The 13,454-nt window shown below is 33.5% G+C and carries 13 protein-coding genes; 7 read left to right on the top strand and 6 right to left on the bottom strand.

Annotated features, from left to right (window positions below):
- Positions 1 to 13: 13 nt before the first annotated feature.
- On the bottom strand, positions 14 to 1,315 hold the full coding sequence (locus tag ACMAYL_RS09840; RefSeq protein ID WP_412471044.1) for a hypothetical protein: 1,302 nt from the start codon (positions 1,313 to 1,315) through the stop codon (positions 14 to 16).
- On the opposite strand from ACMAYL_RS09840, the gene ACMAYL_RS09835 reads away from it, so the two are divergent.
- The gene (locus tag ACMAYL_RS09835; RefSeq protein ID WP_412471043.1) at positions 1,314 to 3,644 is read left to right on the top strand and encodes an endonuclease MutS2; all 2,331 of its coding nucleotides are present in this window, start codon (positions 1,314 to 1,316) and stop codon (positions 3,642 to 3,644) included. The genes ACMAYL_RS09840 and ACMAYL_RS09835 overlap by 2 nt on opposite strands.
- On the opposite strand, the gene lepB is transcribed toward ACMAYL_RS09835, so the two are convergent.
- The 5 genes from lepB to ACMAYL_RS09810 all read right to left on the bottom strand — a co-directional run bounded on the left by lepB (position 3,628) and on the right by ACMAYL_RS09810 (position 8,331).
- The gene (lepB, locus tag ACMAYL_RS09830) at positions 3,628 to 4,353 is read right to left on the bottom strand and encodes a signal peptidase I (protein WP_412471042.1); all 726 of its coding nucleotides are present in this window, start codon (positions 4,351 to 4,353) and stop codon (positions 3,628 to 3,630) included. The genes ACMAYL_RS09835 and lepB overlap by 17 nt on opposite strands.
- The gene (locus ACMAYL_RS09825) at positions 4,350 to 5,561 is read right to left on the bottom strand and encodes a penicillin-binding transpeptidase domain-containing protein (RefSeq protein WP_146037876.1); all 1,212 of its coding nucleotides are present in this window, start codon (positions 5,559 to 5,561) and stop codon (positions 4,350 to 4,352) included. The genes lepB and ACMAYL_RS09825 overlap by 4 nt, the downstream gene beginning before the upstream one ends.
- A gap of 4 nt (positions 5,562 to 5,565) precedes the next feature.
- Positions 5,566 to 6,168: an SAM-dependent methyltransferase gene (locus ACMAYL_RS09820; RefSeq protein ID WP_103218488.1), complete on the bottom strand. Its 603-nt coding sequence runs from the start codon at positions 6,166 to 6,168 to the stop codon at positions 5,566 to 5,568.
- Between the two features lie 453 nt (positions 6,169 to 6,621).
- Positions 6,622 to 6,783: a hypothetical protein gene (locus ACMAYL_RS09815; RefSeq protein WP_158246909.1), complete on the bottom strand. Its 162-nt coding sequence runs from the start codon at positions 6,781 to 6,783 to the stop codon at positions 6,622 to 6,624.
- A gap of 138 nt (positions 6,784 to 6,921) precedes the next feature.
- On the bottom strand, positions 6,922 to 8,331 hold the full coding sequence (locus tag ACMAYL_RS09810) for a hypothetical protein (RefSeq protein WP_146037877.1): 1,410 nt from the start codon (positions 8,329 to 8,331) through the stop codon (positions 6,922 to 6,924).
- Positions 8,332 to 8,688: 357 nt separating this feature from the next.
- On the opposite strand from ACMAYL_RS09810, the gene fliD reads away from it, so the two are divergent.
- The 6 genes from fliD (at position 8,689) to ACMAYL_RS09780 (ending at position 13,454) form a co-directional block, all read left to right on the top strand.
- Positions 8,689 to 10,056, top strand: coding sequence for a flagellar filament capping protein FliD (gene fliD / locus ACMAYL_RS09805; RefSeq protein ID WP_392993819.1), 1,368 nt, complete (start codon positions 8,689 to 8,691; stop codon positions 10,054 to 10,056).
- Positions 10,057 to 10,070: 14 nt separating this feature from the next.
- Positions 10,071 to 10,460 carry a flagellar export chaperone FliS gene (fliS, locus tag ACMAYL_RS09800; RefSeq protein ID WP_103218492.1) on the top strand — a complete coding sequence of 130 codons (390 nt, stop codon included), beginning with the start codon at positions 10,071 to 10,073 and terminating at the stop codon, positions 10,458 to 10,460.
- Positions 10,460 to 10,870 carry a hypothetical protein gene (locus tag ACMAYL_RS09795; RefSeq protein ID WP_412471041.1) on the top strand — a complete coding sequence of 137 codons (411 nt, stop codon included), beginning with the start codon at positions 10,460 to 10,462 and terminating at the stop codon, positions 10,868 to 10,870. Before fliS ends, ACMAYL_RS09795 begins: the two co-directional genes overlap by 1 nt.
- 108 nt (positions 10,871 to 10,978) lie before the next feature.
- A complete protein-coding gene (locus tag ACMAYL_RS09790; protein WP_412471040.1) occupies positions 10,979 to 11,677 on the top strand; it encodes a hypothetical protein in 699 nt (232 codons plus the stop codon).
- Between the two features lie 9 nt (positions 11,678 to 11,686).
- The gene (locus ACMAYL_RS09785; RefSeq protein ID WP_412470443.1) at positions 11,687 to 13,330 is read left to right on the top strand and encodes a glycosyltransferase family 9 protein; all 1,644 of its coding nucleotides are present in this window, start codon (positions 11,687 to 11,689) and stop codon (positions 13,328 to 13,330) included.
- On the top strand, positions 13,314 to 13,454 hold the full coding sequence (locus tag ACMAYL_RS09780) for a hypothetical protein (protein ID WP_158246910.1): 141 nt from the start codon (positions 13,314 to 13,316) through the stop codon (positions 13,452 to 13,454). The genes ACMAYL_RS09785 and ACMAYL_RS09780 overlap by 17 nt, the downstream gene beginning before the upstream one ends.

Below are 13,454 nucleotides of genomic sequence, written 5' to 3'. Positions count from 1 at the left end.
GGGACACAGACCTTTACCAACTAGTTGAAATTATTTCCTTCCAATTGACTTTAGGTAAAATCAAATGCTTTTCCTTCTTATAAATAACTTTACCTGCAGAGCCCTTAACACCTTTTAAATTCTCTACCTGAGTAAATATAACAGGTATTTGATCAGCACTAAACTCACTGTAATCAGCTAGAATTGAAGCAACTACACTATATTTATCAAAATCAAAGCCTTCTAAATTCTTAACAATAACGTGAGCACTCTTATCTCCATCTATATGAAACCAAATATCACCCTTACTAGACCATTTACTTCGGATATAATCATTTCCCCTAGTATTTAGTCCAACAGCAATTGATATTTCATTCCATTTAAAAATTGAATGATCATCCGACTTATTAACTTCAGTATTTTTGGGTGCTACTTTCTTCCAAACTGGTACATTCACTTTTTCTCGAACAAATACTTCCTTCTTGGATTCAATTTCTTTAATAACATCAGCAAGACGTTTTTCAAGAAATTCCTCACCTTTTCGCAACTTCTTAATCTTCGTGAAAAGAATATTCTTCTTTTGATAGTAACTAAGGCCAAAATCAAACTTAGCTTTGAGTGATTTATATTTGAAAACGTGTTCATTTAAATCTAATTCATCGTTAATTAATTTCTTCTCAAGCTCATGTCTAACCTTACAGTTTTCAAGGTCTTTTTGAATAAAATTTTTCTTACGCAACAATTTTTTATTATAAGTTGTCTCTGCTTTTTTATTAAAAACATCTTCTTCAGCTAGAATAAGCTTTTTTTCCTTAACATCTTTTGTATCAAGTTGTTTTCTTCCTAATTCATTGAAGATGTCGAAATAATTTTCAAAATCAAAAACTTGCTTCTTATTCGATTGCCATGGAGAAAAGTGAAACTTCTTCCCCTCGTTTATATAAACATAACTAAAGAATAGTTGTCGTCCTTTCCAGAAAAGCAAAAGGTTACTCTTATCGTAAAACTTGAAATTTAAGCACTTATCTTTGGTATCAGTTTCAATTTCAATAAGTCGACTATTTCGAATATTAGATCTTAGAAATTCTAGAAACTGATCACGTGTAATTCGATATTCTGAAGGAATCGATTGAATTGAGTCCCAAATACCACAATGCTCTCCTCCTCTTCCAATTGTAATGCAAAGATTCTTTCCTCTAAGTCTAAGCTGTAATAATACGAGCTTTCCCGATGAGAAGATTTTTTGTATTCGAGGATTTGTTGAAGCGCCATTTTCAATTAATTGATCATTAATTCTATCGACATTTCGACCTAGCTCTGAGAAATTTAAATTCATGAATAATCCAACAATTTTGTCACAAACACTGAGTAATATTGACTGGAGCAAGATAGCTTCTGAAATAATCACCCACGCAAGATTTCAAGTTAATAAAAATATTATAGAACATAATCCAAAGATATTCGAATCTGAACAATTAAGTGAGCATTTTTTTGACTTAAATGAGATTATTAAGAAAATTGATGAGTCAGGTAGTTTAGGAGACTATTTTTTTAGTAATTTGAGAGATAGTGAAGAAAATCACAATGCCCTAAATTACATCTCTAAAGGTGGCGTTGCGACATTAGATCAGCTTAACTTCTTGGCAAATATAATTGAAAACCTTTTTTCAACCAAAAGAGTTCTTAATTTTAGCCACTATCGAATTTATCTAGATGAGTTAGTGAATAAAACTCAAAGGCTAAAGCAGAAATTTATCAATCCATTTAGAAAGTTTGTCGATGCAGACGGCAGTGTTCATCTTGAAAGACACCCTATTATCGCACCACTTATCCAAGAACAATTAGGATTAGAAAAAAGAATTCGAGAAACAATCAATTTTATTCTTAAGGATGAAGACATTTCCAAGCGTCTTCAAATGGATACTTTTGATATTATTAATGAAAGATTTGTCATTCCAATCAGAAGTGACTCTTATAGAAGTGATCTAGGTAGTATCGTTGCAAGGTCTTCAACAGGTAACACACTTTTTGTTGAACCAGTTGCAACGAGAAAGATGTCTAATGACCTTATCGAAATAAACTCTAAAATTGACTATGCCATATCACAAATATGTAAGAATTTTTGTGACCTAGTGAATAACGATCTTTCAACAATGCATGATGTGTATTCATTTTTTATAGAATTAGATTATACATATACATTAGCTAGTTATTCACACGCGAAAAGTTTTTGTTATCCAGAAGTTAGTTTTGATGGTTCAACAAACTTGGTCGATTTTTATCATCCACTAATTGATAATTGTGTCAGAAACACAATCGAAGTTGATAGTGAGAAAAGAGGTATTATTATCTCTGGTCCCAATACAGGTGGTAAGACAGTATCCATCAAAAGTATTGTTATTGCCCATTTATTCCTAAAACTTGGGTTATTCATTCCTGCGCAAAAAGCAAAGCTACAATATAAAAGTGATGTATTTTACTTTGACAGCGATTACCAAGATTTAGAAATGGGACTAAGCTCATTTGCGGGAGAAGTTCAGGTAATCTTATCAATGCTAGAAAATATTCAAAATGATTCACTTATTGCTGCAGATGAGATTTTTAATTCGACATCTTCAGATGAGGCATCATCACTTGCTTATTCAATTATTAATTATGTTACAAAAGAACTTGGATGTGATGTTCTTATTTCGACACACCACCAATTACTTAAAACCAAAATCCAAGAAAGTGAAGAATTTATCTCAGCCCATGTAGGTTATGATTTTGATAATAATACTCCTACATACAAACTAATCATTGGAACACCTGGTTCATCAATGGCACTAGAGATATTTAAGCGACTTAGTAAGAAACACAATATTCCTGAATTTATTTTAGATGATGCTAAAAAAATGCTTGATACTAAATACGTTACTTATGAAAGGCTTCTTCAAGATCTATCTAAGAAACAAGAAAAAATCAGCAAAACACTTAAAGAAAATATTCAGCTTAATCATGAACTTAAGAATCAAAAAAAATCTCAAGAAGGTATTCTCTTCTTAGAGAAACAGAGAGCTTATGATCAATATGAAAAAGAAATTAAAAAGATCATAAAAGGTCTTAATGATGTTAAGACTAAAAGCTTAAGTAATGAAATTTCTACCTTAAACAAGCAATATGAAAGACTTAAACCAAATAGAAATGAAAGGCCAAAAGAAGAAAGACAAATTGCGACTGAGATAAAAGTTGGTTCTCGCTATTTTTGCGACCGTCTGAATTCGACATGTATTGTTTCTGAAATAAAAGGTAAGAATTGTGTTGTTGAGGTTAATGGAAAGAAAATTTCTGTTCCAAAGGCTTCCCTTTTTGATCAACAAGGTATCAACAATAAGAAGCCACAAAAAGCAAAAAAAGTTGAAATTAATGTCTTTAAGACCATTAACTACACTACAGAGGTTAATTGTCGTGGGATGCGTTTAAGCGAATTCCAGCAGAAAGTTTTTTCATGCATTGATGATCTAAGAATGGGACATATTCCCTATTTAATCATTGTACATGGCCATGGCGATGGTACATTAAAGAAATGGCTGAGAAATGAGCTTAGAAGACAGAGAGATCTAAATTGGTCACCAGATGAAGGAAATGATGGTGCAACAAGAATCGATCTTACTCAATCGACTTAAAAATACGCTCTGATTTTATATTCATTTGACCAGTATAGCTATCTTGCATCATTGAGAACCAAACGAAGAAGGCGCGTCCTCTAATATTTTCGAATGGTACGAATCCCCATGCTCTAGAATCAGAAGAGTTGTCGCGATTATCTCCCATTACGAAATAATGGCCTTTTGGTATTTTTGTTGCGGGATAGTTTAGCTTATAGATATTATCCATATCTTTTTTAACAACAAATGTTTTCTCATTCATCTTAGTTTCAAGATAATCGTAATTATCGTTGAATCTTGTTGCAATTAATTTTTCGTTTATTGGTTTACCATTGATATAAATCTTCTTGTTTTTAATCTCAATAGTTTCACCAGGTAGTCCAACGACTCTTTTAATATAATTAATTTTTGGATCGTTTGGATATTTAAAAACAATGATGTCTCCACGTTGGACATCATTAGTTCTAAGTAGATATACAGGGTTTGAATTAACCCCACCTAGGGCAATATCAGAAAAGGGTAACTTTAGGCCATAGCTGAATTTTTCAACTAAAATAAAATCACCTATTTCTAGTGTCGGGATCATTGAACCAGAGGGAATTCGATATGGCTCATAAAAAGAAGATCTAAAAACCAAAAGAAATAATATTATTAGAAATGAGTCTCGACTCATCCTTAGAAAACTTTTCTTACGACTAGCAATTTTCTCGTCTAAAATATCACTCACTTAATTCCTCGATAATACTTTGAAATAATTTCTTGCGCCAACTTAGTCGATTTCACATACCATTTCTTATAGTTAATAATCATGACACAAACAGAGATACCCTTATCGTCTAAATTATTTTTCGGTTTAGCATAAGATGTAAACCAATCTCTTTTCCCAAACGGAAAACCACCAGTAATTGAACCAGTTTTACCGCCTATCTCGAGTTTATTAGCAATACGTCTACTCATGTATCTTCGAAAAGTTCTTCTTGCAGTACCGCGTTTAATCGTTCCTTGCATTAGTTCAGATAGTTCTTTAGCAGTATCTTGGCCAATAACCTGATCTTTACGAATTTCGTTTTGCCAAACCTTTTGATTCTGTTCATCAACTAAGTCAGTTGCCAGTCGTGGATATTGTAAAACCCCATCATTAGCAACAACACTTGATAGTACAGCACAATGAACCGGAGAGATTTGCGTACGTTTATTAAAGCCCGACGCTATTTCGGCCATTGCATAGTCTGTTTGAGGAATTTCAAATGTCGACTTGGCCAAGTCAATTTCCTTCATTAACTCGTCATTAAAGCCAAGGCGCTTTGCCATCTCCTCTAACTCTTCAGGAGTTGTATTATTAATTGCAGCCTTTCCAAAAATTACATTATTAGAATATGCAAAAGCCTTATCAAAAGATGTTGTTCGCTGCCAACGCGATTTTTTATTCTTTAACTGATATTTATAAAGAGTCGTTCCGCGACCACGATATTTAAACTTATCATGAATATTAAAATCTTCATTATTGATAAGATCTGCACTTGTAACAATCTTAAAAACACTTGCTGCCGGATGTGTCCCAGTAAAAGGAAGAAGGTAATCAAAAACCTTTCCTTCTCTTGTAAATCCAATACTGACTAATAGATTACCGTTGTTATTATCCATAACAACAATAGCTGCTTTATCAGGACGATAATAACGAAGTCGTTTTCTTACAAAGCTCTCTAATTCAGGATCTGTTGAATAGTTCACTTTGTAAGATTTCGAATTATGTGAAATTGTTTGTTTAAATGGAGTTTTAGGATCTAAAAGTTGGCTTGAGAGGTAGTGCTTCAATTGATGATTATCAATTTCACTCGCCTTTGGCTTAACTTCTATTTTCTTTTGCTCGTCTTTTCCTACTAAAAAATATCCTATTAAAGCGAGCGGAGCTAAAACTAATAAATACTTATACAAAAACCTATATTTGAACACCTTTATAGCCCTTACCAATCACAAAGAACTCCTTACTAACCGAACGTGTAGATTTCGGCTTTAGGAAATGGAATTCTTTAAAAATACTTCTTTGTGATTTTAAAAAGACTTGGGCCTCATGGCCATCAAATACTTTAATTACAAAGTTTCCATCTTTTTTTAAAAAGACATCAAGATGTGCAAAAACTTGTTCAATTAAATTTAAACTTCTTAATTGGTCTACAGAGCGTACACCAGTAGTGTTTGGGGCCATATCAGAAATAACAACATCAAATTTGCGATCAAAATCAAGCTCCTCCACAGTTGTTACATCAAAAATCGACTTTTCAAAAAGCCTGACATTCTTAACTCCTAAAAGTTTCTTATTTACTGGCTTGATATCAATACCCACTGCAAAGCCTTCTGGCCCAATCTTCTTGCTCGTATACTGCATCCAAGAGCCTGGAAAATAACCTAAGTCGAGTACATTATTACCCTTTTCGATAACCTTATACTTCTTATCAATTTCTTCTAGCTTATAAATAGAGCGGGCCAAAAAGTTCTCTTTCTTAGCCTTGTTGTAATAATAATCTTTTACTTTAAACGTCATTAACTAAACCTTATACCTGATATTAGACCAACATTATTCAAAAAACTGAAAAAGTCGCTTTTTGTAAGTCCACGACATTTTTCTTACATCTGAGCGCGAAAAAAAAATTTCTTTTGTGAAAAAACTTATTGACTCAGGTTTTTTACTAACATTATTAACAGAGTTATCCACACTTGACCATAATGCTTGGTTATTTTTCATTAATTTAACTTTTACTAATGAAATGCCTTATTTTCAACACTTTACCTTAGATGTTGCGATGTGATGACAGGTTTTGACAGGTCGCAAGTAAACTTACCAACAAAAAAAGCTAACTTATCCACATATGCACATTTCAAAGTGCTTTTAAAGCTTGTCAATAATATTTTTCGAATATCTGAAGTAAGATTTTGAGGGATGGATTTCCCTTATGCTCAAAGCACAATAATAGTTATTTCAGTAAGGTAGAGGCAGTTACTCGGAAGTAACCATGAATTCTAATTCTTCACTACCTGCTAGGATCGCTCCATACTCTTCACCATCATCATAAGTAAATGAACTAGCTATCAGCTTGATACTACTATCAGCTGGGTCGACAAATACAAATGGATGTGAAGTGGCCGCGTCTTTACGCATTTTGTAGGAATCAGAAAACTCTTCAAACAATTGTCTTGTTATATGAGACTTAAACAGATGAAACTCCCTTTCATCGTTAACGTTAATTAAATTATAAATTAATTCTCATATAAATAAATAATTTTAAGTCCTAGGATTTTAGTCAATTGCTCCGATCGTTCTTAATAGGATTTTAACTCGTCCTTCAAAGTGTGAGTCCAGTAGACAGATAATAATATAAACCGCGTATATCATATTCCTAGAGCTTCTAAGCCCTCTGATTTTCTGGAAGATAACTTCGATAAGTAAGACACTAAAAAATGCCAATAACCACAGTATAGAAAAGTCCTGAAATGTTCGCGAGCTAAAGAGAACATCAATTAGAAGGAGGCACAGAATAGAGATAGCAACCTTAATGGAAGAATCATGCGAGATATTTAGTATTTTGTGCTTCTCACTTCGCGTTTGCCCTAAAATTTTATACATAAAAACTATTAGGCCAAAAATTGAGAGAATAAAGAATGATTTACGAGACACGAGCCTCATTATCTCTGCAGAAATTATGTTTACACTTTCAATCATTTCGATTGAAACGGTACTCGTTGATAAAAAGAACAGAGAAATAGAGAGAAAGACTCCCAACAATGTATATTTGAAAAATTGTCTCTTATACCATGCAGTTTCCTCTTTGAAGAAAACAAAATGGATTAATAGGAGTTGAACTATTAATAAGATTATATTCGACTTATCAATAACTGTTCCCCAAGCACCTAGCAGACCTATAAACAGCCCTGAACGGTACGTAGAACTCTTTGTCGACCAGAGTGTAGACCATACCCACACAACAGAAAAAGTCGTTAAAAGGGTAAATCCGTAGTTATTTGCAAGTATCTTTGAAAATGACCAAGAAGAAACTAACGCGAATACTCCAAGAAGAGATAGTCTCCTTGAAACAAAATTTCGAAGAAGAGCGTAGAAGGTCATCAAAAATAGAGACATCGTTACAAAGTAAAAATGAATCGACCATGATAGATTTAAAAGCTTTGGATACTTACTAAATGGAATATAGTTAATTGATATAAAGTTCCAGAATGCTCCTGAGACTCGTTCACTTGGATCAAAGAACAGCCTTAGAGAACTTGTCGAAAATAAATTTGGCAACTGAGGTAGCGAAGTAAAGAACATAACTACTGTTAAAAATAGTACTGTCTTTTCAAACTTATCAAGATAGCGATACTCATGGAAGTTAGTCGAAACCGACTCCTTAATGATCTTTCCTCGCGTAGGCCATGAATAAAATAGCCCCATCACAATCCACGTAAGCCAAAAAATATTATAACTCCACTTGTGAGGCAAAAGGCTTAGCAAGTTGAAATAAATGGCCATAAAGAACATCCCCATAAAAAGTCGATAAACGACTCTATCGATGGATGAGTTCACTTTGAAATATATCTTTAATCGGTGGTCAATTTCCTTTCCCAGTAAGAACCACTGAGAAACAATAAACATTGAAAAGAAAATCATTGCGATAATTTGCCAAATTGGCTCGAGATTAACTTCTTTTTGCAAATAGATTGGCAATAATAAGAATGTAAAATATGTAACTAGTCGAAATAACAAGAATTTTGTCTTTTCAATGTAAATATCCGACTTTTTCTCTAAAGTTTTCACAGTAATACCCGATAAATTTAGTACAAAATCCCAATCCCAAAAAAATTACTTTCTCGAAAAGTACCCGCCCACAAGGCGGGTTTTTTATTTTCAGGGATTTATCTATTATAGCCCCTAAAACATCAAATGACGAAGAGGCCTTGCCTAGAAAATTCTTCCACTAATGATGCGACGGAAAAAAAAGCTCAAGTGTGATAAAATCAGAGTTGGAGACAAGTGTGAAAAGGATTTTCACATCTAAAATCAGGAGGATTTTTGTCGATAGCAATGGGCTCCATTAACACGGGACTTCCAAAGGATATTGTTCAGCAAATTATGAAAGCTGAACGAATTCCTATTCAAAATATGGAAATGCGTAAAGGTAAGATCTCTGACAAGAAAGCACTTGTCCAAGAGCTTACGTCCCTAGTTGAAGGTATGCGTGGAACCCTCCTCCAAAACGGTAGTGCCAGATCTCTAAGAGAATTAAGTGTTATTGGAAATGATGATATCGTAGGAATTACTGCGGATAAGAACGTTGCGGAACCAGCAACATATCAATTCGAAGTTAAACAACTTGCACAGAAGTCTTCGGCCATGACATCTGGTTTTGCTGATCCAGATGAAAGTTATATTGGTGTTGGGTTTATTCAATACTCACTACCAAGTGGCGATACAAAAGAAATATACGTAGATGCTGACAACGCTTCATTAAAGTCAGTAGCAAAACTAATTAACAAAGATGAAGAATCAGGACTAAGGGCCAGTGTTATCAATGACGGTTCGGAATCAGATACACCTTGGCGTCTAATCCTATCGCTAAAAGATACTGGTGATATTAACAAGGCAGAATTCCCACACTTCTATTTCGTAGATGGTGAACAAGATTTTTATATTGAATTTGAAAGAGAGGCCCAAGACGCTGTCGTTGCACTTGATGGTTTTGAAATCGAATTACCTGAAAACAAAGCGGCAGAACTAATACCTGGTGTAACTCTTGATCTAAAAAAGGCAAAGCCTGGTGATGAGTTCACTATAAACATTAGTGAAGATGCTGGAAAAATTGGAGAGAAAGTAAAATCTCTAATTGATCAAATTAACGGTGTATTCTCATTCATTAAACAACAAAACACAATGGATGAAACGACTGATACCTCTAGAACTCTAGGTGGAGATATTCTTCTACAATCAATCGAATCTCGATTAAGAAGTGCAATCTTTAAAGATATTCCTCTTAAAGACGGAGGGACTTCTCGTATTGGAGAACTAGGTATCCAATTTTCAAGGGAAGGTTTACTTGAGTTTGATCAGAAGAAATTTCAAACAGTAATGGAGAAAGATTACGATCATATTGCTGAAGTTCTAACTGGTCGCTACGAAGACGGTACAAAAACTAATGGATTCATCGATAACCTCAAAGAAACTGTAGGCCAGCTTCTTCAGTTTCCAAATGGTCTACTCTCTTCAAGAAAAAGATCACTAGAAAATAATATTGAAACAATTGATAGAAGGATTGCTCAAAGAGAGAACATGCTTCAACAAAAAGAAAAGAACTTAAAAGATAAATTTTCACGCTTAGAAGGAACCATGTCTAGGATTCGTTCACAAGGTGCAGGCCTTGGCGGACCTCAGCCGATGGGATAATTAAGGAGAAGTAAATGAGTTACGGTTTAGGTGCCTACAAACAAACATCTGTAAAAACAGCAAGTAAGGAGCAAATCCTACTTATGCTTTATCAAGCTGCTATTAAAAATTGTAAAAAAGCAATTGAAGCAATTGAAAAGAAGGACTTATCTGCGAAAGGACAATTTATTGGAAAGCTACAAGATATTATCATCGAGCTTAACAGTAGTTTAGACTTTGAAGTTGGTGGAGATGTGGCCAAAGAACTTTCATCTTTATATGACTTTATGCTTTTTTCAAGTACACAGGCAAATATCAAAATTGATAAGGAGCCATTAAAAGGAGTCCTTGAAGTTTTAACGACGCTATATGAAGGTTGGCAAGAAGCTGTTAAGCAACTTAGAGTTGAGCAAAAGGCTAAATAATGGACACAATAGAGATCTTTAATAAGATCACTAGACATTTAGATTTACTGGGACTTCTCGTTAACTCTACAAAGTCTATGATCACTTCATGTAACAATGGAAGATTTGACCTCGTTGATAATATCTCTGAAAATAGAGAGCGACTGATTAATATCATTCGCCTACTCCAAGATGAAATTGAAGCTGAAATTCAGAATAATAAAGTGATTTATCCACAAGAAGATATCGAAATCTTTAAATCTTGGATACAAGATGTCACGGAACTTGTTCATGAAAATCAAAAGCTTGATGATGAGTGCTTAAACCTACTATCACAAGCAAAAGAGTCAACTACTAAAGAAATCTCAACTGTCTTCAAAAAACGTCAACAATTTCAGGGCTACAACCTGAACAATGTAAAAAACAGGTAATACTAGACCAGTTTGCCCCCTTAATCGAAATTATAGTATAATATGGTGGAGCTCTAGGAAAGAGCTTCACTTTATATAAAGACCATTGGGCCTTAGGACGAGGAAATTATGGAACTAGCAAAAGAATTAGTACAAGCAATTCCTGCAAAATCACTTTCTTTCTTAGATATACATTCGTACGAAATTAAACAATCACGAAGTAATTTAAAGGTACCTGTTATTAACGGCGTACACCTACATTCGAATTACCATCCTGCAAAGGAAGCTAAAAAGCTAATCGCCAATATCGAGCATCAACTTAAAGAAAATAAGAATTTATTAATTTTAGGTTTAGGTTTTGCCTACCACGTCTATGAAGCATGTAAGCTTCTTGAGATATACCATGGTCAAGATTATAAAGTTATTGTCATTGAACCTAATGAGCAAACATACACAGAATGTATAAAGAACAATTTATTTCCAAATAAAAATATCGAAGTATATGCCACTGATGATGTGGCGAGTATCTATAAAGAAAAGAATGTCGCATCATTTCTTTCTCAAAAACCAATTATACTTACTCATGCTCCCTCATTCTCTCTTTACAATAAGTTCTACAAAGACTTTTTAGATTTTGAAGCGAGTAGCAAAATCGGTGACTGTATCGAGCATATTAAATCGAGCGAACTTAAGTCCCTACTCTATAATGCTGATCAAGACTTAACAATTGATCAACATATCGAAAGAGCAATATATCAAACAAATCAATTTAAAAATAAAAATGATTTTTTACTCCTGGCTTTTGATGCCGTAATCAAGCAAGGTTAAGAGGAATAGATGAAAGATATACTAATTATCAACTTCAAAAGACATGGTGACATTTTTCAAATGGGACGACTTGTCTCATCACTAAAGAACAAACACCCTGAAGCAAATATAACGATTTTAATTAACAAAGAATTTGAAAAGTCTGCTGAGTTACTAAATGGTGTTAAAAATATCATCACACTTGATAGAAAAAAGATTGTTAGCTACAAAAAAAATAAGATCTATTCAAACGGCTTTGCTCTCGATGAATTTGGTAAAACGATAAAAGAAATTAATAAAAGTTGGAATTTAGTAATAAACTACTCTAACGATAGAATCTCAACGAGTTTAGCATCATATATAAACAAAGAATTTAAAGGTATTCAATTTGACCTCAACTGTAATGTTAAATACTCAAACGAATGGGCAGTTGTATTTAATGATGTACTTACACAGCAAAAATATGCTCCACTAAATTTCAATGATTGCTATCATAAGATGGTTGGAATTGAAGAAAACAACTCATTCAATGCCCTACACGTTTCAAATGAATACAATAAGGTATGCCATCAAAATTTCTTAAAAATGAGAAAGGCCGAAGGAAAAATCGATCCTAAGCTGATAGCTATTCAACTAACAGCATCAAATATTAACAAAATGATTGAAAGGCAAGAACTTATCAATCTAATCAACAAACTTAATGCACAAGAAGATACGATCCCATTGCTAGTGATCGCTCCGACATCAGACGAAAGATCTTATGCTAATAAAATCAATTCAGAACTAGACAAGAAAGCTGTAACAATTGAAGCACAGTTCAGTGCTCTTCCATCAGTGTTAATCAACTGTGATCTTTTAATTACACCAGATACAGCAATAAAGCATATGGCAGATATATTAGATGTTCCAACAATTGAGCTTTCAATGGGTCCTTCACCATTTCTTAAACAAGGAACAACAAATCTAGAAAGTATGATTATCACTCCACGAATTAAAGATCGTGACTTTGCTTATGGCCCAAGTGCACACACGGAAAAACAAGTTAGAAATAATGAAATCATTAAAGCTGAAGATATTATTTATGTACTTAATAAGTATTTCCTAAATAAAGAAGAACAATATCTACAAAACACTGACATATCGATTTATCAAATCAAACACGACGAATTAGGTGGTTTCTATAAAAATATAGAAGGACGTATCGATACAGAAATAGAGCTTGAAAGGTATCTATCAAGAGATTTCTTATATCGAAAAATAGAACGAAAAACACTTTCTGGACACGGTATTGTCGAAAGTGACTTAAACTTTACGTCCAACTGGCTAGAGCAAGCTCAGGGGGAATTAATTAAATCCTCACGTCATGTGTTAGCAGCAATTAAGGCAACACTTGCACAAGACGCGCAAAAACTACAAGCAAAGTTAGCGGATATTAATTTATATATAGGTCATACATCTGATTACTGCGCACTTCCATTTTTATTCTACAGAGCAAAAATTAATAATATCGAAACACCGACTCTATCAGAAGTAGAGCATATTTTAATCGCTTTAAAAAATGATCTACAAATACAATTTGAACAAATTAAAGAAGTATCAAATTTAGTAAGAGAGAGTCGTAGTAGATTACGAGAAGAATCTACAAAGGAATTATTAAATGAATCAAGATCATAACAATTTAAGGACTGAATTCTTCAAAGAACTTGAAAGAATTCAAGAGAAACAAGTCAAAAGAGAAAACTTGAGCGAAGACGACATGGCCTTTTTATATCTATGTTCTGTCCTAGAAGAAGAATAG

The organism is Halobacteriovorax sp. RT-2-4, assembly GCF_047085445.1.
In the GTDB taxonomy this organism is placed as follows: domain Bacteria; phylum Bdellovibrionota; class Bacteriovoracia; order Bacteriovoracales; family Bacteriovoracaceae; genus Halobacteriovorax_A.
This window is presented reverse-complemented; position numbering and strand designations above follow the sequence as displayed.